19 protein-coding genes and 1 tRNA gene are annotated in these 21,402 nt (G+C 64.1%); 16 read left to right on the top strand and 4 right to left on the bottom strand.

Annotated elements, in window-relative coordinates:
• The first annotated feature begins 177 nt into the window (after nucleotides 1-177).
• Both ACQKOE_RS03495 and ACQKOE_RS03490 read left to right on the top strand, forming a co-directional pair.
• Complete coding sequence (locus tag ACQKOE_RS03495) at nucleotides 178-1,380, top strand: phosphoglycerate kinase (RefSeq protein WP_427511577.1); 1,203 nt, start codon at nucleotides 178-180, stop codon at nucleotides 1,378-1,380.
• A 101-nt stretch (nucleotides 1,381-1,481) separates the two neighbouring features.
• On the top strand, nucleotides 1,482-2,378 hold the full coding sequence (locus ACQKOE_RS03490; protein WP_427511576.1) for a fructose bisphosphate aldolase: 897 nt from the start codon (nucleotides 1,482-1,484) through the stop codon (nucleotides 2,376-2,378).
• Here ACQKOE_RS03490 and ACQKOE_RS03485 read toward each other — a convergent pair.
• The gene (locus tag ACQKOE_RS03485) at nucleotides 2,375-2,764 is read right to left on the bottom strand and encodes a hypothetical protein (RefSeq protein WP_427511575.1); all 390 of its coding nucleotides are present in this window, start codon (nucleotides 2,762-2,764) and stop codon (nucleotides 2,375-2,377) included. The two genes, ACQKOE_RS03490 and ACQKOE_RS03485, sit on opposite strands and share 4 nt — an antisense overlap.
• Nucleotides 2,765-2,830: 66 nt before the next feature.
• Between ACQKOE_RS03485 and thiE the strand changes: the two genes are divergently transcribed.
• The 4 genes from thiE to ACQKOE_RS03465 all read left to right on the top strand — a co-directional run bounded on the left by thiE (nucleotide 2,831) and on the right by ACQKOE_RS03465 (nucleotide 7,326).
• On the top strand, nucleotides 2,831-3,448 hold the full coding sequence (gene thiE, locus ACQKOE_RS03480; protein ID WP_427511574.1) for a thiamine phosphate synthase: 618 nt from the start codon (nucleotides 2,831-2,833) through the stop codon (nucleotides 3,446-3,448).
• 66 nt (nucleotides 3,449-3,514) lie between these two features.
• On the top strand, nucleotides 3,515-4,654 hold the full coding sequence (locus ACQKOE_RS03475; protein ID WP_427511573.1) for a L,D-transpeptidase family protein: 1,140 nt from the start codon (nucleotides 3,515-3,517) through the stop codon (nucleotides 4,652-4,654).
• Between the two features lie 3 nt (nucleotides 4,655-4,657).
• Nucleotides 4,658-5,323: a M23 family metallopeptidase gene (locus tag ACQKOE_RS03470; RefSeq protein ID WP_427511572.1), complete on the top strand. Its 666-nt coding sequence runs from the start codon at nucleotides 4,658-4,660 to the stop codon at nucleotides 5,321-5,323.
• 50 nt (nucleotides 5,324-5,373) lie between these two features.
• Entirely contained in the window at nucleotides 5,374-7,326 is a 1,953-nt protein-coding gene (locus ACQKOE_RS03465) for an OPT family oligopeptide transporter (RefSeq protein ID WP_427511571.1), read from the top strand.
• A gap of 7 nt (nucleotides 7,327-7,333) precedes the next feature.
• On the opposite strand, the gene ACQKOE_RS03460 is transcribed toward ACQKOE_RS03465, so the two are convergent.
• Complete coding sequence (locus ACQKOE_RS03460; protein ID WP_427511570.1) at nucleotides 7,334-7,768, bottom strand: elongation factor P; 435 nt, start codon at nucleotides 7,766-7,768, stop codon at nucleotides 7,334-7,336.
• Nucleotides 7,769-7,893: 125 nt separating this feature from the next.
• Here ACQKOE_RS03460 and efp point away from each other — a divergent pair, with 125 nt between their 5' ends.
• The 3 genes from efp to ACQKOE_RS03445 all read left to right on the top strand — a co-directional run bounded on the left by efp (nucleotide 7,894) and on the right by ACQKOE_RS03445 (nucleotide 9,471).
• Entirely contained in the window at nucleotides 7,894-8,460 is a 567-nt protein-coding gene (efp, locus tag ACQKOE_RS03455; protein ID WP_374588013.1) for an elongation factor P, read from the top strand.
• A 6-nt stretch (nucleotides 8,461-8,466) separates the two neighbouring features.
• Entirely contained in the window at nucleotides 8,467-9,288 is an 822-nt protein-coding gene (locus ACQKOE_RS03450; RefSeq protein WP_427511569.1) for an inositol monophosphatase family protein, read from the top strand.
• Nucleotides 9,289-9,387: 99 nt separating this feature from the next.
• Nucleotides 9,388-9,471: transfer RNA gene (locus ACQKOE_RS03445), tRNA-Leu, on the top strand.
• Between the two features lie 10 nt (nucleotides 9,472-9,481).
• Here the strand turns inward: ACQKOE_RS03445 and ACQKOE_RS03440 are convergent.
• The gene (locus ACQKOE_RS03440) at nucleotides 9,482-10,429 is read right to left on the bottom strand and encodes a PRC-barrel domain-containing protein (protein WP_427511568.1); all 948 of its coding nucleotides are present in this window, start codon (nucleotides 10,427-10,429) and stop codon (nucleotides 9,482-9,484) included.
• A 241-nt stretch (nucleotides 10,430-10,670) separates the two neighbouring features.
• On the opposite strand from ACQKOE_RS03440, the gene ACQKOE_RS03435 reads away from it, so the two are divergent.
• The 3 genes from ACQKOE_RS03435 to ACQKOE_RS03425 all read left to right on the top strand — a co-directional run bounded on the left by ACQKOE_RS03435 (nucleotide 10,671) and on the right by ACQKOE_RS03425 (nucleotide 13,115).
• Nucleotides 10,671-11,096 (top strand): rubrerythrin family protein, encoded by a 426-nt coding sequence (locus ACQKOE_RS03435; RefSeq protein ID WP_374588007.1) that lies wholly within the window; start codon nucleotides 10,671-10,673, stop codon nucleotides 11,094-11,096.
• 94 nt (nucleotides 11,097-11,190) lie between these two features.
• Nucleotides 11,191-12,516 carry a heterodisulfide reductase-related iron-sulfur binding cluster gene (locus tag ACQKOE_RS03430; protein WP_427511567.1) on the top strand — a complete coding sequence of 442 codons (1,326 nt, stop codon included), beginning with the start codon at nucleotides 11,191-11,193 and terminating at the stop codon, nucleotides 12,514-12,516.
• 2 nt (nucleotides 12,517-12,518) lie between these two features.
• Entirely contained in the window at nucleotides 12,519-13,115 is a 597-nt protein-coding gene (locus tag ACQKOE_RS03425; RefSeq protein WP_427511566.1) for a DUF3501 family protein, read from the top strand.
• Nucleotides 13,116-13,538: 423 nt separating this feature from the next.
• Here ACQKOE_RS03425 and ACQKOE_RS03420 read toward each other — a convergent pair whose 3' ends face one another.
• A complete protein-coding gene (locus tag ACQKOE_RS03420; protein WP_427511565.1) occupies nucleotides 13,539-15,131 on the bottom strand; it encodes an isocitrate lyase in 1,593 nt (530 codons plus the stop codon).
• 147 nt (nucleotides 15,132-15,278) lie between these two features.
• Between ACQKOE_RS03420 and ACQKOE_RS03415 the strand changes: the two genes are divergently transcribed.
• From ACQKOE_RS03415 to ACQKOE_RS03400, 4 genes are all read left to right on the top strand, one after another.
• Complete coding sequence (locus tag ACQKOE_RS03415; protein ID WP_427511564.1) at nucleotides 15,279-16,667, top strand: helix-turn-helix domain-containing protein; 1,389 nt, start codon at nucleotides 15,279-15,281, stop codon at nucleotides 16,665-16,667.
• 90 nt (nucleotides 16,668-16,757) lie between these two features.
• On the top strand, nucleotides 16,758-18,866 hold the full coding sequence (gene prsK / locus ACQKOE_RS03410) for an XrtA/PEP-CTERM system histidine kinase PrsK (protein ID WP_427511563.1): 2,109 nt from the start codon (nucleotides 16,758-16,760) through the stop codon (nucleotides 18,864-18,866).
• Between the two features lies 1 nt (nucleotide 18,867).
• Entirely contained in the window at nucleotides 18,868-20,232 is a 1,365-nt protein-coding gene (gene prsR / locus ACQKOE_RS03405; RefSeq protein ID WP_427511562.1) for a PEP-CTERM-box response regulator transcription factor, read from the top strand.
• Nucleotides 20,233-20,320: 88 nt separating this feature from the next.
• A complete protein-coding gene (locus ACQKOE_RS03400) occupies nucleotides 20,321-21,379 on the top strand; it encodes a CaiB/BaiF CoA transferase family protein (protein ID WP_427511561.1) in 1,059 nt (352 codons plus the stop codon).
• Nucleotides 21,380-21,402 lie beyond the last annotated feature (23 nt).

Below are 21,402 nucleotides of genomic sequence, written 5' to 3'. Positions count from 1 at the left end.
CATGCTGAACTTGTTTCAGCATCCATCGTGCCGCAGCGCCGGTGGGAGGATTGGCAAAGTGCGGCTCGGCTCTGCTTTCCATCGAGAAGGCGGGGCCGGGCGGCAAAATGGACCCTGAAACAAGTTCAGGGTGACGTTCGGATGAGGGCGCGAGGTGATTGCGCTCAGGAGACGGCTATGACGAAGTTCCGCACGCTCGACGATCTTGGTGACCTGACCGGCAAGGTAGCGCTGGTCCGCGTGGACCTGAACCTGCCGATGCAGGACGGGGCCGTGACCGACGATACGCGCGTGCGGGCTTCGGCGCCGACCATTCTGGAACTGGCGGCAAAAGGCGCAAAGGTCCTGCTGCTCGCCCACTTCGGACGGCCCAAGGGGGAACGCGTCTCGACCATGTCCGTCTCGATGACCTTGGACGCGGTCCAGGCCGTGCTGGGCAAGGAAGTGATGTTCGTGCCGGAAGTGGCCGGCCCCGTGGTCGAACAGGCCGTCGGCATCCTGCGCCCCGGCGACATCGCCATGCTGGAAAACACCCGCTTCTGGAAGGGTGAGGAAAAGAACGACCCGGAACTGGCCAAGGCAATTGCCGCCAATGGCGATATCTATGTGAACGACGCCTTTTCCGCCGCGCACCGCGCCCATGCCAGCACCGAAGGGCTGGCCCACTTGCTGCCCGCCTATGCCGGGCGTTCGATGGAAGCGGAGTTGAAGGCGCTGGAAGCCGCCCTGGGTCAGCCGGTCCGCCCGGTCGCTGCCGTGGTCGGCGGGGCCAAGGTTTCGTCCAAGCTGGACGTGCTGACCCACCTCGTTACCCAGGTCGATCACCTGATCATCGGCGGCGGCATGGCCAATACCTTCCTCGCCGCGCGCGGGGTGAACGTGGGCAAGTCGCTGTGCGAGCATGACCTTGCCGCAACCGCAGAGGGCATCCTCGACGCGGCTGACAAGTCCGGCTGCACCGTCCACTTGCCGTATGACGTGTTAGTGGCCAAGGAATTTGCTGCCAATCCGCCGTCTTTGCGCACCTGCAACGTGCACGAAGTGGCCGAGGACGAGATGATCCTGGATGTCGGCCCCCAGGCGGTCGAGGCCTTGGCCGACGTGCTCAAGACCTGCCGCACCCTGGTCTGGAACGGCCCGCTGGGCGCGTTTGAAACCCAGCCGTTCGATGCGGCCACGGTTGCCCTGGCGCGCTCTGCCGCCGCGCTGACCAAGGAAGGCGTGCTGACCTCGGTCGCGGGCGGGGGCGATACGGTCGCCGCGCTCAACCATGCCGGTGTGGCGAACGACTTTACCTATATTTCCACCGCTGGCGGTGCCTTCCTCGAATGGATGGAAGGCAAGCAGCTGCCGGGCGTGGTGGCGCTCCAGACAGTCTGAAGAAAAGCGCGCGGGCGAGGTTGCGGCAACGCAGCATCGCCGCTATGCGCGCCGCATTACATACGTATGCAAATCATGATGCAAGGACAGGGAACCATCCGATGAACACTGCCGACATGACCGCAAAGATGGCCGCCGGAAACGGCTTTATCGCCGCTCTCGATCAGTCGGGCGGTTCCACGCCCAAGGCGCTTGCCGGCTATGGCCTCGGCGAAGATGCCTGGACCAATGAAGCCGAAATGTTCGACCTGATCCACGCCATGCGTGAACGGATCATTACTTCGCCGGCCTTTGACGGCAGCAAGGTGATCGGCGCGATCCTGTTCGAACGGACCATGGACGGCACCGCCGGCGGCAAGCCGGTTCCCGCCGCCCTGATCGAAAAGGGCATCGTTCCCTTCATCAAGATCGACAAGGGGCTGGAGGCAGAGGAAAACGGCGTGCAGCTGATGAAGCCGATGCCGGAACTGGATGCGCTGCTCAGCCGTTCGAAGGCGCTGGGCGTCTATGGCACCAAGGAGCGTTCGGTCATCAATTCGGCCAACCGCGAAGGCATTGCCGCCGTGGTCAAGCAGCAGTTCGAAGTGGGCCAGCAGGTCCTCTCGCACGGCATGATGCCGATCATCGAGCCGGAAGTGAACATCAAGAGCGAAACCCGCGCCGAATGCGATGCGATCCTGCTCGACGAGATCCTGAAGAACCTCGATGCCCTGCCGGAAGGCCAGCAGGTCATGCTCAAGCTGTCGCTGCCGGTGAAGCCGGGCACCTTCGACGCACTGGTCGATCATCCCAAGGTGCTGCGCGTCGTTGCCCTGTCGGGCGGTTACAAGCGCCCCGAAGCCTGCATCGAGCTGGCCAAGAACCGCGGCATCATCGCCAGCTTCAGCCGCGCCCTGCTGGAAGACCTGCGCGCCCAGATGAGCGACGCGGAATTCGACGCGGCGCTGGGCCAGGCCATTGACCAGATCTACACCGGATCGACCGTGAAGACGGCCTAAGTTCCCGGCGTAAACCGGAAGCCAAAGGTATAGTCGGTACTGGCGATGGGCGGCGCGCCCGCCACGCGGTCCGGCCGGGTTTCGACCAGCTCAAGCAAGCCGTTCATGACCCAGACCGGCTTGCCGCTGGTCATTTCCGTCGTCTGCGATCCGGCTCCGGTTTCGATCCGCGCCAGGATGCGCACCTGTCCGGCCCAGACGCATTGCGTGCGGACAGGGCAGCGGCTGTCTTCCATCACGGCCAGCGGAGTGACTTTCGGACCGTTCACATAGGCAGTCTGCGCAATTCCGGCGCGGGCGATGCCGTCACTGTCGGGCGGGATCGACGCGCAGGCGCTCAATCCGGCCAGGAAGGCGATGGGGGTTAGGGCAAGAGCGGTTTTCATGGCCCAGACAATGCCCCGGCGCGATGAACGGTTCCGGAACCGGATCAAAGCGGCTAAAGGCCCGCCATGACCGATTGCCAACTCTACCTGATTTCGCCGCTGGACGTGGGCGGTAATTTCCCTGAACGGCTTGCCCGCGCGCTGGATGCTGGGCCAGTGGCCGCGTTCCAGTTCCGGGTGAAGGACATTGACGAGCATGAGGCCGCGCGTCTGGCCGCTCCCTTGCAGGAAATCTGCGCGGCGCGCGAAGTGGCGTTCATCGTCAACGACTCCATCAGTCTGGCCAAACGGATCAAGGCGGACGGGGTGCATCTGGGGCAGGACGACGGCACGGTGGAGGAAGCCCGCCAGCGCCTGGGCCGCGATGCCCAGATCGGCGTGACCTGCCACAACAGCCGCCACCTGGCGATGGAAGCGGGCGAGGCCGGGGCGGACTACGTCGCTTTCGGCGCGTTCTTCCCGACCACCACCAAGCAGATCGAGCACCGGGCCGAGCCGGACCTGCTCAGCTGGTGGCAGGAACTGATGGAAATTCCCTGCGTCGCCATTGGCGGGATCACGCCGGAAAACTGCGCGCCGCTGGTCGAGGCGGGGGCCGATTTCCTTGCGGTGTCCGGCGCGGTGTGGAACGGCGATGAAGTAGAAGCCGTCAAGGCGTTCCACCGGGTGCTGGGCGCAGCCTGACCCACGCGGCGGAGCCAATTCCGCCTGTTCGCGTTGCCTCTCCCACAGCAAGGGAGATTTTGCGCGATGGTCCGAACCAGGTTTGTCCTATCCTCCGCCCTGACCGCAGCGCTGCTGCTGGGCGGGTGCAAGCCTGCGGGAGAGGGCAGCGACGCCAATGCCAGTTCCAGCGCAGAGGCAGGCGATGCCAGCGCCGCGGTTCAGCGCGATCCCTTTGCCGCGCGCGATCCGGCACCGGGCACTCCCCTCGAACCGGGCGCTGCGGATGACCGCCCGCGCCCCGTGATGCAGGCGCAGGTCGTGCTTGACCGGCTGGGTTTCACGCCGGGGGTGATCGACGGCAAGGAAGGCCTTTCCACCCGCAACGCGCTGATGGGTTTCCAGGAAGCCAATGGCTTGCCGCAAAGCGGGAAGCTGGACACCGAAACACGCCGCGCGCTGGCCCAGTGGTCGAACATTCCGGCCACGCGGCTGGTTACTATCCCGCCCGAATTCGCCAATGGTCCCTTCACCGAAATTCCCGAAGACCCGGAAGAGCAGGCGCGGCTTGACTGCCTGTGCCACGAGAATCTCGACGAAAAGCTGGCTGAGCGGTTCCACACCACCGTCGAGGTGCTGCGCGAACTCAATCCCCCCGGTGGCGGCGTGCCAAAGCCGGGCCAGCCGCAGTTTGCCGCCTGGCAGCAAATCCGCGTGCCCAACGTCGGCAATGACCGAGTCGATCCGGGAGCGGTGAAGGAGGCGGACTGGGCCGCTACCCTAACTTCACTGGGCGTGGCTTCGTCTCAGCCACACGCCGCACGCGTCGTGGTCAGCAAGTCCAAGGGTACGCTCAAGGCCTATGATGCAGCGGACCGCCTGATTGCGGTCTATACGGCGACCATGGGGTCAAAGCACGATCCGCTGCCGCTGGGCCAGTGGAAGATCCTGGGCACGGATTTCAATCCGCAGTTTCACTACAACCCGGACCTGTTCTGGGATGCCAAGGCTGGATCAGACAAGGCCTTGCTGAAGCCAGGGCCGAACAATCCGGTCGGTGTGGTGTGGATCGACATCAGCAAGGAACACTATGGCATTCACGGCACCCCGCACCCTGAAACGATCGGGCGGGCGGAAAGCCATGGCTGTGTCCGTCTGACCAACTGGGATGCGGCGCGGCTGGCGCAGATGGTCTCGCAGCAGACCGAACTGCTGTTCGAGGCGTGAGCCATGAAGCGGGCGGTTCATCCGGCAAGCCTTGCAGCGGGTGTGATTGCGACATCGGCGGTCGGGTGGCTGGCGCTGGTTGCCGTCAGCAACGGCGCGCTGAACGGCCTGATGGTCTTGCACCGCGATTCCCCGCAGCCCGTCAGCGCTGCGCAGACCGCTCCTGGGCAGGCAGAGGCCGGGCCGCCGCGTGCGTCGCCAGCACCAGCCAGCGCCAGTGCCGGAGCCGGAGATTTTGCGCTCGTGATCCCGGTCAGCGGCATTCGACCTGAGCAACTGACGGATACGTTCAGCCAGGCCCGGGCGAATGGCGTACGGCGGCACGATGCCATCGACATCATGGCACCGCTGGGCACGAATGTGGTGGCAGCCGCACCCGGAAAGGTGGAGAAGCTGTTCCTCTCGCGCGAAGGCGGCAATACGATCTACGTCCGCTCGGCGGATCGCCGCACGATCTATTACTATGCCCACCTTGATAGCTATGCGCCTGACCTGCGCGAGGGGCGCATGGTGGGCGCGGGCGAAGTGCTGGGGCGCGTCGGCTATAGCGGCAACGGCAATCCTGCCGCGCCGCACCTGCACTTTGCAATCTGGAAAGTCGCCCCGGAAATCCCGTGGTACGGTCAGGGTGAGCCGGTCAATCCTTATCCCCTGCTCAAAGGGAGCTAGGGTTTCGCGGACCAGGCGGCTGTGGCACCTTTAGGGTTACGGAGGATGCCATGGCCACTGGAACGACTGCCCCGCGCGAGCTGACCCTGCGCGGAATTCTGCTGGGAGCGCTGCTGACCGTGCTGTTCACGGCGGCCAACGTTTACCTGGGGCTGAAGATCGGGCTGACCTTTGCCACCTCGATCCCGGCGGCCGTGATCTCGATGGCCTTGCTCAAGGCCTTTGCCGATAGCTCGATCCAGGAAAACAACATCGTCCAGACCATCGCCTCTGCGGCGGGGACGCTATCGGCGATCATCTTTGTTCTGCCCGGTCTGGTGATGATCGGGTGGTGGACCGGCTTTCCCTATTGGCTATCGGTCGCGGTCATCGCGGTGGGCGGAATCTTGGGCGTTATGTACTCCGTGCCGCTGCGCCGCGCCCTCGTGACCGGATCGGACCTGCCCTATCCCGAAGGCGTGGCTGCTGCCGAAGTGCTGAAAGTTGGCGCCGGGGTGGGCGGCGCGCAAGAGAACCGCAAGGGGCTGGCCGCCATCGTCCTCGCCGCGCTGCTCTCTGCCGGATACACCCTGCTGGCCAAGATGAAGCTGGTGGCTGAGGAGGCCGGGACCGTGGTCAAGCTGGGCAGCGGCGCGACGGCCCTGTCGACCAGCTTTTCGCTCGCTTTGATCGGGGTTGGGCATCTGGTCGGGCTGGCGGTTGGCGTGGCCATGCTGGTGGGCCTGTTCATCGGCTGGATCGTGCTGCTGCCGATCTTCACGGCGGGCGGCGTGCCGGCTGGCACCGAACTGGCCGACTTTGTCTCCACCACTTTCCGCGAAAAGGTCCGCTTTGTCGGCGCTGGCACTATCGGCGTTGCGGCGATCTGGACCCTGCTGAAAATGATCGGCCCGATCGGCAAGGGCATTGCCGGGGCGCTGGCCGCAGCCAAGGCGCGCAAGAGCGGGCAGGGCGCGGCGCTGGACATCACCGAGCGCGACCTGCCGATCGGCGTGGTCGGCGGGACGATCCTGCTCGCCATGGTGCCGATTGGCCTGCTGCTGGCGGGCTTTGCTGCGGATGGACCGATTGCGGCAGCTCTGGGCACGACGCTGGGGCTGTCGATTCTTTACGTTCTGCTGGCCGGGATCGTGATCGCTTCGGTGTGTGGCTACATGGCGGGGCTGATCGGGGCATCGAACAGTCCGATCTCCGGCGTCGGCATCCTTTCCAGTCTGGGCATTTCGCTGATCCTGGTGGCCGTGTTCGGGCTGGGCGGGGATGAAGCGAGCACCCGCGCGCTGGTGGCCTTTGCCCTGTTCGTCACCGCGATCATCTTTGGCGTGGCGACCATTTCCAACGACAACCTGCAAGACCTGAAGACCGGGCAACTGGTCGGCGCGACGCCGTGGCGGCAGCAGGTTGCGCTGGTGCTGGGTGTCGTTTTCGGCGCGCTGGTGATTCCGCCGATCCTGGACCTGCTCAACACCACCTTCGGCTTTCAGGGAGCGCCGGGGGCGGGCCCGGATGCCTTGGCCGCACCGCAGGCCGCGCTGATCACCGCGATTGCGCAAGGGGTGCTGGGCGGCAATCTCGACTGGGGCTTGATCGGCCTGGGCGCAGCCATCGGCGCGGCAGTGATTGCGGTGGACGAAGTGCTGCGCAAGACTGGCAAGCGCAGCTTGCCGCCGCTGGCCGTGGGCATGGGTATTTACCTGCCGATGGCGCTGACTTTGCTCATCCCGCTGGGGGCATTGGCCGGTCATTTCTACAACCGCTGGGCCGTGCGCCAGTCTGACCCGGAATTTGCGGAGCGCATGGGCGTGCTGGCGGCGACTGGCCTGATCGTGGGCGAAAGCCTGTTCGGCGTGGCCTTCGCCGGGATTGCAGCTGGAACGGGTAGCCCGGAGGCATTGGCCTTGCTGGAGAGCAATCCGCTGGCGGAGCTGGCTGGCCTGGTCATCTTTGCCGGGGCGGTGCATGGGCTCTATGCCTGGACGCGGCGGGCGGTGGTGCGGGTTTAAGTCCCCGTTACAGCCGGACCGGCCCCTTGCTCTTGCAACTGGCCAGCTTTTCCCCGTCCGCTCCGTCGCAGGCCGGGGTGCTGGTGTTGTTGAGCACCTTGCGCACGCAGCGCAGCGCTGTGTCCTTGCCCTGTGCATCTAGCTTACGCAGGAAATTATCGCTGGCGCGGCGATAGCGGTTGCCCTTCTTGGGGCCGCTGGTGAGGACCAGCAAGTCGCCGGTCAGCAGGTAAGTGCCGCGCCCCTCGGGCGTGAAGTAGGACGTCGAATTCGCAATCGCGAAGTTTTCATCGTCCACCCGGTAGCCGGCGGCATTGGTGGCATCGCCCGGCATTTCGCAGGCGTAGGCCGCTGGGGCGAGAACGTCGATCGGGCCGCCGGGAACGGCAAACGCGGCGCCGGAAGCGGCCAGCAGCAGGGCGGGGAGGGCGTACTTCAGCATCGTCCTGTCTGGTAGCACCGCTTTTGCCGGCACGCCACACCTTGCCCAAAAGCGCCCATCGCGGTAAGGGGCGCGACCTTCCGGCAGCACGGCCGGATTCTTTCTCATCCTTGAAGGCAGGCATTATGGCCAAGATCAGCGGCGTGGACATCCGTCCCGGCAACATTCTCGAATACGAAGGCGGCATCTGGAAAGTCGCCAAGACCCAGCACACCCAGCCCGGCAAGGGCGGCGCGTTCATGCAGGTCGAGATGAAGAACCTGATCGATGGCCGCAAGACCAACGTCCGTTTCCGCAGCGCCGACACGGTCGAAAAGGTCCGCCTGGACACCAAGGACTTCCAGTTCCTCTATGCCGAGGGCGATGACCTGGTGTTCATGGACACCGAAACTTATGACCAGATCAACCTGCCCAAGGACCTCCTGGGCGGCGCCGATGCCTTCCTGCAAGACGGCATGACCGTTCTGCTGGAAATGTATGACGAGCGTCCGATCTCGGTCCAGCTGCCGGAACAGGTCGAAGCCACCATCGTTGAAGCCGACGCCGTGGTGAAGGGCCAGACCGCCTCTTCCAGCTACAAGCCCGCCGTGCTCGACAATGGCGTGCGCGTCATGGTTCCGCCGCACATTGCCAGCGGCACCCGCATCATTGTCGACGTGTACGAGCGTACCTACGTCGGCAAGGCGGACTGATCCCAGATGGCCGTCGTCTCTGGCATCATTCGTGTAATCGAAAAGGCTGCCCGCAAGGCCGGTGGCCGCCTGCGCCGCGATTTCGGCGAGGTGGAGCACTTGCAGGCCAGCCGCAAGGGACCGGCCGATTTCGTGTCCAAGGCGGACCAGCGCGCCGAACGCATCATCTGGGACGAACTGCGCGCAGCCCGTCCCGGCTGGGGCTTCCTGATGGAAGAAGGCGGCGAGATCCTGGGTGAAGAAGGCAAGCCCCGCTTCATCATCGATCCGCTCGACGGCACCAGCAACTTCCTTCACGGCATTCCGCACTTCGCGGTTTCGATTGCCGTGCAGGAACCCAAGCTGGACGGTTCGGGCTGGGGCGACGTGACGGCGGCGCTGGTTTACCAGCCGATCACCGACGAAAGCTTCTGGGCTGAAAAGAGCCGCGGCGCATGGCTCCACGATGCGCGCCTGCGCGTGTCGGCGCGGCGTCACCTGGACGAAAGCCTGATCGCCACCGGCATTCCCTTTGCCGGGCGCGGCGATGCCCCGGAATGGGTGAAGATCTATGCCGCGCTGGCCCCGCAAGTGGCCGGTATCCGCCGCTTTGGTGCGGCCTCGCTCGATCTCGCCTGGGTTGCGGCGGGCCGCTACGAAGGGTTCTGGGAAAGCGGACTATCGCCCTGGGACACGGCAGCGGGCTGTCTGCTGGTGCGTGAAGCGGGCGGTTTCGTGTCCGACTGGCGCGGGATCAGCAAGCCGATCTGCGATGCGCAGGTGCTGGCGGGCAACGATGCACTCCACTCGCGCCTGCACAAGGCGATTGCCACAGCGGTAAAGGGCTGACCCGGCGCTTTTACCGGACCAGCCCTCTATTTTCCGACGCGGATGTTCCGCGCTTGAAGTAATCCGGTCTCGCCGCTAAGCGCCGAGATCACCCACAGTGCCCCTGTGGCGGAATGGTAGACGCGAACGACTCAAAATCGTTTGTCGCAAGACGTGCCCGTTCGAGTCGGGCCAGGGGCACCAGGGTTTCGGTTCAGTACCGCATCCCGTAATAGCCATAGACCTGCTGGCCATAGCGGTCGCTGAAGTCCGGTTCTTCGCCGCTGCGGAAGCTGGGAGCTTCATCCAGATCATCCTCGTCCATGTCCACGACATAGCCGCCCTGGCTGGTGTCATATTCCAGCATGTCCCACGGCAGGGGATAGTACCGGGTGCCCATTCCCAGGAAGCCGCCGAACGACAGCACGGCATAGTCGACCTGGCCCGAACGCTTGTTGACCATGAAGTTGTGCACCGTCCCCATGCGCGATCCATCACGGTCGTAGACGGCAGTCCCTTCGACCTTGCTGGACGAGATCAGGGTACGGGTTTCGTCGATGGCCAGGCCGTCGCGATAATCGTCGCGGCCATAGCTGGTTTCCGAATCCTCGTTGTCGTAATCGTCGCTGTAGTCCGACCGCGCGCCGTAGGAGCCTGACGTGCGGCCATAGCTGCTGCTGCTGTCGGTGGAGCTGCCATAACGGTTGCCCCGGCCATAGCTGGTGCCGGTGCTATAGTCCTCGTCGGTGCCATAGCTGGAGCTGCCATAGCTGGAAGTGCCATAGCCACCGCTGCTGTAACGTCCGCTTGAACCGTAATCGTCGTCATAATCATTGGTCGAGCCGGAGCGCGGGTTGGAGTAGCGCGAGCCGCTGGAACTGGTGCTGCCCGATCCATAGCTGCCCGAGCCGTAGCTCGAACCAGAACCGGAGCTGCCCCGCCGGGTCGAAGTGCCATAGGTGTTGCTGCTGAACTCGTCGCCTTCGTCGTTCGACCACGCGTTGTCGGTGTTGCGCCGGTTCTCTCCCCGGAAGCCGCTTTGATAGGACGAACCCCAGCGGTCGCGATTGCTGCCGTTGCGGTTTTCGCCACTTTCGCTGCCCGAATAGTTGGAAGCACCGGTTACCCCGGTGTAGTCATACTGTCCCATAGGTTCCTCCATGGATTGCGTGTTGCCGCTTCCTCAACCATGGCGTCCCTGCGCAGTTCCACGCTTGGGCGGAGTGGGGGAACGGACGGGCGAACGAGCAGGCGCAGTTTGCCCACTCATGCGGAATTGCGAATTATTCGCATTAAGTTGATCGGTTAAGCCGATTACCGATCGCGGAAATTCCCGATGGCCAGATGAACCGCATCGGCGCAATTAATCATGGTCAGATTCCACCCAAGCATGGAGAGTGATCATGGAACTCAAGGGCTCGAAGACCGAGGAAAACCTCAAGGCGGCATTCGCTGGCGAAAGCCAGGCCAACCGCCGTTACCTGTACTTCGCACAGAAGGCCGACATCGAAGGCCACAACGACGTTGCCGCCGTGTTCCGCTCGACCGCGGAAGGCGAAACCGGCCACGCCCACGGCCACCTCGAATACCTCGAAGCTTGCGGCGATCCGGCCACCGGTGAACCCATCGGCGACACCGTTGCCAACCTGAAGGCTTCGATCGCTGGCGAAACCCACGAGTACACCGACATGTACCCGGGCATGGCCAAGACCGCTCGCGACGAAGGTTTCGACGAAATCGCCGACTGGTTCGAAACCCTGGCGAAGGCTGAAAAGAGCCACGCCGGCAAGTTCCAGAAGACGCTCGACGGCCTGCTCGCCGACGCGTAATTCCGGCCAAGGTATCAGTCTTCGGCAGGCGCGGGATTGTCCCGCCTGCCGAAGCATCCCTTCAAAACGCTATTCCACATTTCAGGGGGAAGTCATGGAAGGCAGCCTCGAAGCACCCGTTCGTCATCCGATCCCGTGGCAGGACGAAAGCTGGTACGATGAAGCCGCGCTCGAAGCTGAGCTGCGCCGCGTCTATGACATTTGCCACGGCTGCCGCCGTTGCTTCAACCTCTGCGACTCCTTTCCGATCCTGTTCGACGCGATTGACGAAGCGCCGAACGAGGAAGTCGAAGACCTGACTGCGCCGCAGCTGAAGGCCGTCGTGGACGCCTGCACGCTGTGCGACATGTGCTTCATGACGAAGTGCCCCTATGTCCCGCCGCACAGCTTCGATCTGGATTTCCCGCACCTGATGCTGCGCTATCGCGCGGTTGAGCATCGCAAGGGCCTCACCTCTTTCGCTGACGAACAGCTCGCCGAGATGGACCGCAATGGCCGGCTGGGTACTGCCGTTGCCGGTCTCGCCAACTGGGCCACGCGCCAGAACAATGGCCTGACCCGTCCGGTGATGGAAAAGGTCGTCGGCATTGATCGCCGCGCGCACCTGCCGGAATTCATGGACGTCTCCCTGACGCGCCAGGCCCCCGGCATCGTTCCTGCGCCGAACCCGGATGGCCCGGCCTTCGGCAAGAAGGTCGCGATCTATGCCGGTTGCCACGATGAATTCAACGATGGCGGGCCGGGTCTCGCCATGGTCAAGGTTCTGGCCCACAACGGCGTCCAGGTGCGGATCGAGCATCCCGATTGCTGCGGAATGCCCAAGTTCGAAAACGGCGACCTGCCTGCCGTGGCCAGCGCCTCGCAGCGGATTTCCGCACACTTTGCGCCGCTGATCGAACAGGGCTGGGACGTCGTCGCGCTGACCACCTCCTGCGCGCTGATGCTCAAGTTCGAATGGCCGCTGATCGATCCGGAAAGCGAGACGGTGAAGCTGCTGAGCAAGCATACCTTTGACGTCTCCGAATATATCGTTGCCCTGTCCAAGGAGAGCGGGCTGGCCCCGATCGAGCCGATGGACAAGCGCATCGCCGTGCACTTTGCCTGCCACGCTCGCGCCCAGAACATGGGGCCAAAGGCGATGGAAATGCTCCGCCTGATCCCCGAAGCCAAGCCTGCCTTGACCGAGCGTTGCTCTGGCCATGGCGGCAAGTGGGGCATCTTCAAGGAAAACTTCGACCGCGCGGTCAAGGTGGGTCGTCCTGCCGCGCGCAATCTGGTGAAAGAACAGCCGGACCTGATCGTTTCGGAATGCCCGCTGGCCGGTCCGCACCTGAAGCAGGTGATTGCTTCGAACGGTGGCGAACCCCCGGCTCGCATCGGCCACCCGATCGAGGTTCTGGCTCAAGCATACGGACTGTAACCATGCCTCGCGATACCCGCACCATTACCCCTGCCGACATTCTGCCGCTGGATCAGTACGAACTGATCCGGAACGACAAGAAGCAGGAAGCCCTGGCCCGCAAGAAGCTCACCCGCATCGCGGTGGGGCCGAACGCCACTGTCCTGTTCGAAAACTGGGATTCGATGTGGCTGCAGATCCAGGAAATGCTGCGGATCGAAAAGGGCGGCCATGAGCAGTTGGTCGATGAACTGGCGGCCTATGATCCGATGGTGCCCAAGGGTTCGGAACTGACCTGCACGATCCTGTTCGAAGTGGGCGATCCGGTCCGCCGTGATGCTTTCCTGCGCACAATTGGCGGGGTGGAAAACCACATCGCCATCCAGATTGGCGACATCGTGATCCGCGCCCGTCCCGAAGGCGACACTGAACGCACCCGCGCCAGCGACAACAAGGCCAGCGCGGTCCACTTCATGCACTTCGACTTCACCCCCGAAGCGATTGCCGCGTGGAAGAGCGGGCAGGGCAATGCGATGTTGCTGATCGACCACCCGAACTACGGCCACGCCGCGCTTATTAGCCCGGAAAGCCGTGAATTCCTGGCGCGTGAGTGTTTCTGACGTTGGGCTGACCGGTTCGGCTTCGACAGGCTCAGCCTGAGCGGAGTTTTGGAAATTAGCCGTCACCCCGGCGAAGGCCGGGGCCCAGCGGTCTTTGCGTTAGGTGGCAGGGCTTCAAGGGGTTCGCGCAGAGAACGCAAAGGACGCAGAGGCGTTAAGGAGTGCTTGCTGCCCTGTTGGCGGTTTCTTCTGCGCTGGGCCTGAATTTTCGCGAGATTGGAAGTGCCTGCGACAACTGGCAGCCTCCGCGCCTCCCTTCCTTCTCTGCGTCTCTGCGTGAACCATTTATCCAATGACCGGCTTCGACAGGCTCCGCCTCAGCAGTAGGGGGGAGATCCTTCCCACAAAAGGTAACGGCCGCCGGAGCGAAAGGGGCGCTCCGACGGCCGTCGTTTCTCCTCCCCAGGAGATCGGTGCGGTTGGTTAGGCCGCGAACTGGTTCATCGTGTTGTGTTCGCCAGCTGCCTTCAGGGCTGCTTCGCCGGCGAAGTATTCCTTGTGGTCGTCGCCGATGTCGCTGCCAGACATGTTCTGGTGCTTCACGCAGGCGATGCCCTGGCGGATTTCCTGGCGCTGGACGCCCTTGACGTAGCCCAGCATGCCCTGTTCGCCGAAGTATTCCTTGGCCAGGTTGTCGGTGCTGAGCGCTGCGGTGTGATAGGTCGGCAGCGTGATCAGGTGGTGGAAGATGCCGGCTTCACGGGCAGCATCGCGCTGGAAGGTACGGATGCGCTCGTCGGCTTCTGCCGCCAGTTCGCTGTTGTCGTAATCGACGCTCATCAGCTTGGCGCGGTCATAGGCGGAAACGTCCTTGCCGGCTTCGGTCCAGGCATCGAACACCTGCTGGCGGAAGTTCAGCGTCCAGTTGAAGCTGGGCGAGTTGTTGTAGACCAGCTTGGCATTGGGGATGACTTCGCGGATGCGGCTGACCATGCCACCAATCTGGCCGATGTGCGGCTTTTCGGTTTCGATCCACAGCAGGTCCGCGCCGTTCTGCAGGCTGGTGATGCAGTCCAGGACACAGCGGTCTTCACCCGTTCCGGCGCGGAACTGGTAGAGGTTGCTGGGCAGGCGCTTCGGCTTGAGCAGCTTGCCGTCGCGGGTGATCAGCACGTCGCCGTGGCCGATGTTGCCGGCGTCGACTTCGTCGCAATCGAGGAAGCTGTTGTACTGGTCGCCAATGTCGCCAGCTTCGCGGGTATAGGCGATCTGCTTGGTCAGGCCAGCGCCCAGCGAGTCGGTGCGGGCAACGATGATGCCGTCTTCAACGCCCAGTTCCATGAAGGCGTAACGGATTGCGCGGATCTTCGCCAGGAAGTCCTCGTGCGGGACGGTAACCTTGCCGTCCTGGTGGCCGCACTGCTTTTCGTCCGAAACCTGGTTTTCGATCTGCAGGGCGCAAGCGCCCGCTTCGATCATCTTCTTGGCAAGCAGGTAGGTCGCTTCGGCATTGCCGAAACCGGCGTCGATGTCGGCGATGATCGGAACGACGTGGGTTTCGTAGTTGTCGATCTTGGCCTGGACCTGCTTGGCCGTGACTTCGTCGCCAGCCTTGCGGGCATTGTCGAGGTCACGGAACAGCATGCCCAGTTCGCGGGCATCAGCCTGGCGCAGGAAGGTGTAGAGCTCTTCGATCAGCGCCGGGACCGAGGTCTTTTCGTGCATCGACTGGTCGGGCAGGGGGCCGAATTCGCTGCGCAGGGCGGCGATCATCCAGCCGGAGAGATAGAGGTAGCGGCTCTTGGTGGTGCCGAAGTGCTTCTTGATCGAGATGAGCTTCTGCTGCCCGATGAAGCCGTGCCAGCAACCCAGCGACTGGGTGTAGTTGGCCGGGTCCGCGTCGTAGGCGGCCATGTCCTGGCGCATGATCGCGGCGGTGTACTTGGCAATGTCCAGGCCGGTCTTGAAGCGGTTCTGGAGGCGCATGCGGGCGACGGATTCGGCGCTGATGCCATCCCAGTTGCCGTTCTGGCCAATGGTCTGATCTGCCTGGGCGATAATGTCGGTGTAGCTCATGGTCTTTCTCCATCGGGGAGTTGCTGCACCATGGGTAACCTCGCCGCCCGTGATTCTCGTACGACAAATTACAAAATTTGTTGTATCGATGCCCGAAGGGTGCAGGCCGCGCTTGCAAATCTGTAAATTAATTTACATAAGGCGTGCATGGCAGAAACCGCATTCCTGGCCGGACCGGCCATTCGCCGCTTGCGCCGCCGCGAAGGGCTGACCCAGGCCGCCATGGCCGCGCGCCTGGCCATATCGCCCAGCTACCTCAACCTGATCGAGCGCAACCAGCGGCCGATTTCCGCGCGCCTGCTGGTGCAGCTGGCCGAAACCTTCGATTTCGATCCGCGCAGCCTGCGTCAAGACGAGGCCGTGGGCGGGGTCGATGGCCTGCGCCGCCGTCTGGCCGACGAACGCTTCGCCGACCTGGGAATCGACCGCGACGAGATTGCGGAATGGCTGTCCGCCGCGCCGCAAGCTGCTCTGGCCTTTGCTCGGCTCTACGACGCTGGGGGCGGAGTGGGGGAGGTGGCCGCCAGCGACCCGATGGACCTGGCCCGGCGCGAGATCGAGCGCTGGCGCAACCACTTTGCCGACCTGGATGCGGCGGCGGAGGCGCTTCACGACGAATTGCGGCTGTCCAACGCGGACATGGGCGCGGCCCTGGCGGAACGCTTGCGGCAGAAGCACCAGCTTTCGGTCCGCGTCCTGCCCTATGACGTGATGCCCGATGCCTTGCGGCGGCTCGACCTTCATGCCCGGCAATTGCAATTGTCCGAACTGCTCGATCAGTCCTCGCGCAATTTCCAGGTCGCGCTGCAACTGGCCATGCTGGAGCAGGGCGAGCATATCGCCGCGATTGCCGATGGCGCGCAATTTGCCGACCGCGCGGCCTGGCGGCTGTTTCGCCGCCACTTGTCCGGCTATTTCGCGGCGGCCCTGCTGATGCCCTATGGCCGGTTCATGCGCGCGTGCGAGGCGACCGGATATGACCTGACCATTCTCCAGCGCCGGTTCAATGTCGGCTTCGAGCAGCTCGCCCACCGTCTGACCACGCTGCAACGGGTGGGGCAGCGCGGCTTGCCGTTCTTCATGGCGCGGATCGACCGCGCCGGGCAGTTTTCCAAGCGCTATGCCGGGGCCAGCGGGACGACCATGCTGGAAAGCGACGTTGCTTGCCCCCTGTGGAACGTACACCGCGCCTTCGAGCAGGCAGGACGGATCCAGGTCCAGACGGTCGAATTTGCCGAGACTTCCGGTCAGACCTCGCACTGGTTCACCATGGCCCGGACGGTGGAGGGGAGTGCTGCCCCCGGTGGAAACCCGGCGCAATTTGCCGTGGTGCTGGGACTGGATGCGCAACTGGCACGGCAATTGTCGCAAGCGCGGGGATTGTCGCTCGATCCGGCGCAAGAGGCCCGGACCGGTCCTGGCTGCGCGCGTTGCCATCGGGGCGATTGCCAGCAGCGGTCCTTGCCGCCGCGTGGTGCGGCCCTGCAATTCGATGAACGCAGCCGCGGCCTTACCCCATTCTCCTTTGGCCGATAGGGCGAAGTTAACCGCATTCTGTAAAATTTACCGACATTTCACACATGGCAGTTAGGCTAGAGAGGCAACCTTCGCGAGGCTCGCCCTGCCATGTTCTGGCCGTTCTCCTTTCCATCCGGCATTGACGCCCTGTTCTGGAGCATGGGCGCGCTTGCCTGCCTGCTTGCGCTCGCGTGGTTGCAGCGGCGGCGCGGGCGGTTTGGTGCGGCTGATACTGCTCTCAATGTCGCCGTCGGGCTTACCGCGCTGTGGTTGATGACCGGAGCCGGGGCAGGCCTGGAATCCGGCGCGGTCCGACTGGCCGAGAGCCTGCGCAACCTGGCCTGGATCTTTGCGCTCTATCGCCTCTTCAGCATGGATGGACGGCTCGCTTCGGTCAGGCCGGTCCGGCCCATGCTTGCCGCGCTGGCTTTCGTGGAGTTCTTGCAGGTCGCAATTTTCCTGATCCTGTCGCTGCGGCAGGTGCCGGTCTCTGCCGGGTTTGCCTTTCATTCGCTGGTTTCGCTGCGGCTGCTGGTTGCCGTTGGCGGGCTGGTGCTGGTCCACAACCTTTATGCAGGGGCGGCGCAGCAATCGCGCCTGATCATTCGCTGGCCGGCCATTGCGGCGGCGCTGCTGTGGATCGTGGATCTGCACTTCTATGCGATTGCCTATCTCTCTGAGGCCACTCCGCAGGTCATTGCCCTGCTGCGCGGGCTGTTCGCAGTTCCGGTCGCCGGGCTGCTGGCGCTGGGAGCGGTGGAGAAGAGCGAAAGCCTGCGGTTCCAGCCTTCGCGCGCGGTGACGTTCCAGACAGTCTCGCTCTTGCTGATCGGCGGCTACCTGACGGTCATGGTTGCCGTGGCGCAGTGGCTATCCTTTGCCGGCAGCGAAAATGCGGCCTTGTTGCAGATCGCGTTCGTAGTGGCGATTGCGCTGGCGGGGATCCTGACCGCGCTTTCCCCGCGCCTGCGCGGCTGGCTGCGGGTGACGCTGATCAAGAACCTGTTCCAGCACCGTTATGACTACCGGGCAGAGTGGCTGCGCTTTACCCGCACGATCGGGCTTGCCGGGGCTGACAGCGCACCGCTGAACCAGCGCGTGATCCGGGCCGTGGCAGACATTACCGATAGTCCGGCGGGATTGCTGCTGCTGCCAGGAGAAAACGGCGCGCTCGAACTGGCAGCGCGGTGGAACTGGCCGATTGCGACGGTGCCGGCCGCGGCGCTGAGTCACACCCTGGCGCGGCGGTATGAGCAGGATGGGTATATCCCTGACCTCGATGTGGAACGAGCCGCAGGCGCTGCCAGTGCGCTGCCGGAATGGCTTTTGGCAGAGCCGCAGGCCTGGGCGCTGGTTCCATTGCTGCATTTCGAGCGGCTGGAAGGGATGGTCGTCCTCGCCCGGCCCGCCCATGTCCGGCGGCTGGATTGGGAAGACTTTGACCTGCTGCGCGTGGTCGGGCGTCAGCTCGCGAGCTATCTGGCTGAAAACGCCGGGCAGGCGGCGCTGGCCGAAGCGGCGCGGTTCGATGACTTTCACCGCCGCATCGCCTTTGTCATGCATGACATCAAGAATCTGGCCAGCCAGCTGGGCCTGCTCGCCCGCAATGCCGAACTGCATGCCGAGAATCCGGAATTTCGCGCCGACATGCTGGTCACCCTGCGCAATTCGACCGACAAGCTGAACGCGCTGGTGTCGCGCCTTTCGCGCTATGGTCCGGGCAACATCGAAGCCCTCGCGCCGATCCGCGCCAATGCGATTGCGCGCTCTGTGGTGGACCAACTCAAGGCGCGGCATCCGCTCTCGCTGGTTGAGAACGAGGACAGCGTGGTCGTGGCCAGCCCGGAATCGCTGGAGCAGGTGCTGCTTCACCTGGTGCAGAACGCCATCGACATCAGCCCCGCAGGCGCGCCGGTCGTGGTTGCGGTGGGAGCAAGAGGAGCGGAAGGCGTGATCGAAGTGCTCGATTCCGGCCCCGGCATGAGCGCGGAATTCATCCGCTCGCGGCTCTATCGTCCGTTCGATTCCACAAAGCCCGGCGGCTTCGGCATCGGCGCTTACGAAGCGCGCGAACTGGTGCGCGCCATGGGCGGGCGGCTGGAAGTGGAAAGCCGGGAAGGGCTGGGCACGCGCTTCGCCGTGGTTCTCCCACTGGCCCAGCCCGGTGCCGCGCAGGGCCTGAATTCCATCGGCTTTGCCGGTGCAAAGGTGGCATGACATGACTGAACCCAAACCCAAGCTGCTGATCGTGGAGGACGATGCCGGGCTTCAGGCGCAGCTCAAATGGGCCTATCCGGATTTCGAAGTGATCCAGGCGACGGACCGTGCCGGAGCGCTTGCGGCACTACGCAGCGAGGAGCCGCCGGTCGTCACGCTTGACTTGGGCTTGCCGCCTGATCCCGATGGCACCAGCGAAGGCTTTGCCGTGCTGGACGAGATCATGGCGCTGAAGCCGGATACCAAGGTAATCGTGGCATCGGGCCATGGCGCGCGCGAATCCGCCCTTCAGGCCATCGCGCGCGGGGCCTATGACTTTTACCAGAAGCCCGTGGACATCGAGACTCTGGGCCTGATCGTCCGGCGCGCGCTGCAATTGCACCAGATCGAAGCGGCAAACCGCAAGCTGGCGGAAAAGGTGGGCGAGGACCACCGGGTGCTGGGGCGGCTGATCACCGCCGCGCCGGAAATGGTCAAAGTGGCCCGCACGATAGAGCGGGTCGCCAATACCAATGTCTCGGTCATGCTGCTGGGGGCCAGCGGCACCGGCAAGGAACTGCTGGCGCGCGGCCTGCACGAGGCAAGCGACCGGCGCGGCGGGGCCTTCGTCGCGATCAACTGCGCCGCCATCCCCGAAAACCTGCTGGAAAGCGAACTGTTCGGGCACGAGAAGGGGGCCTTTACCGGCGCGGTCAAGACGACCGAGGGCAAGATCGAACTCGCGGCGGGCGGCACGCTGTTTCTTGACGAAGTGGGCGACATTCCGCTGCCCTTGCAGGTCAAGCTACTGCGCTTTTTGCAGGAGCGGGTGATCGAGCGGATCGGCTCGCGCAAGTCCATCGCGGTCGACACGCGGATCGTCTGCGCCACGCACCAGAACCTTGAAGCGATGATTGCCGAGCGCCGGTTCCGCGAAGACCTGTTCTACCGCCTGGCCGAAATCGTCGTGAAAATCCCCAGCCTGGCCGAACGTCCGGGCGATGCGGCCCTGCTGGCCAAGGCGTTCCTCGCCCGCTTTGCACGCGAAATGAACCCTGCGGTCAAAGGCTTTGCGCCCGATGCGCTCGCCGCCATCGACGCCTGGCCCTGGCCCGGCAACGTGCGCGAGCTGGAAAACCGGGTGAAGCGCGCGGTGATCATGGCCGATGGCAAGTTGATCGCTGCGGAAGACCTGGACCTGGCCGGTGGGACGGAGGACGATACCCAGGCTCTCAACCTCAAATCGGCGCGCGAGGCAGCGGACCGCAAGGTCATTCGCCATGCCCTGGCGCGCAGCGAAGGCAACATCTCCAACACGGCCAAGCTGCTGGGGATCAGCCGCCCGACGCTTTACGACCTCTTGAAGCAGTACGATCTGCAAACCTGAAATTGCGCCAAGCCCTCTCGACAAGCCGCGCGGCAGCCTCTTAAAGGCAATTTCAACCGCGCGATTAAATTTTGTGGAGAGGATGGATATGGCAGGCGTTCTTCAGGGTGTGACCGTCATCGAATTGGCCGGAATCGGGCCGGGCCCGTTCTGCGGGATGATGCTGGCCGACCACGGCGCAAGGGTGATCCGGGTTGAGCGGCCGGGCACCAGCGGGCGCTTTGGCGATGGCGGCAACCGCGACATCCTGAACCGCAACCGCGAGCGGATCGAACTGGACCTCAAGGATCCCGCCGCAATCGACCAGATCAAGGAACTGGTGAAAAGCGCCGATGCCCTCATCGAAGGCTATCGTCCCGGCGTGCTGGAACGGCTGGGCCTGGGTCCGGACGTGCTTCACGCGATCAATCCCAAGCTGGTGATCGGCCGCATGACCGGCTGGGGCCAGGAAGGACCGATGGCGCCTCTGGCGGGGCATGACATCAACTATATCGCCCTGTCCGGCGCGCTCCATTCCTATGGCCGCAAGGGCGAAAAGCCGACTTTCCCGGTCAATGCCGTGGGCGATTTCGGCGGCGGCGGCATGATGCTGGCCTTCGGCGTCGTGTCCGCAGTGCTGCACGCCCGGTCGGGCGGGCAGGGCCAGGTGGTCGACTGCGCGATGGTTGACGGCGCGGCGATCCTGTCGGCCATGACCTATACCTTCCTGGGCAACGGCCAGTGGAAGGACGAGCGCGGGGTCAACCTGCTCGACAGCGGTACGCACTTCTATGACACGTACGAAACCAAGGACGGCAAGTGGATCTCGCTCGGCTCGATCGAGCCGCAGTTCTATGCCCTGCTGATGGAAAAGACCGGGCTGAAGGAGGATGCCGACTTTGCCCAGCAGATGAACCCGGCCAAGTGGGACGAGCTGAAGGAGCGGATGACCGCCCTGATCCTGACCAAGACCCGTGACGAATGGTGCGCGATCATGGATGGGACCGACATCTGCTTCGCCCCGGTGCTCAGCCTGAAGGAAGCGCCGCAGCATCCGCACAACGTGGCGCGCGGCACTTTCATCGAGGAAGGCGGAATGGTGCAGCCGGCCCCGGCGCCGCGTTTCTCGGCCACGCCTGCGCCTGCTCCGAAGCTTGCGGGTCGCTAAACCGGGCTGAACCGCCTAAGGGG

This window comes from Novosphingobium sp. NPDC080210, from assembly GCF_050281025.1.
In the GTDB taxonomy this organism is placed as follows: domain Bacteria; phylum Pseudomonadota; class Alphaproteobacteria; order Sphingomonadales; family Sphingomonadaceae; genus Novosphingobium.
The sequence above is the reverse complement of the archived record's forward strand: the minus strand, read 5'-3'. Positions and strand labels throughout refer to the sequence as shown.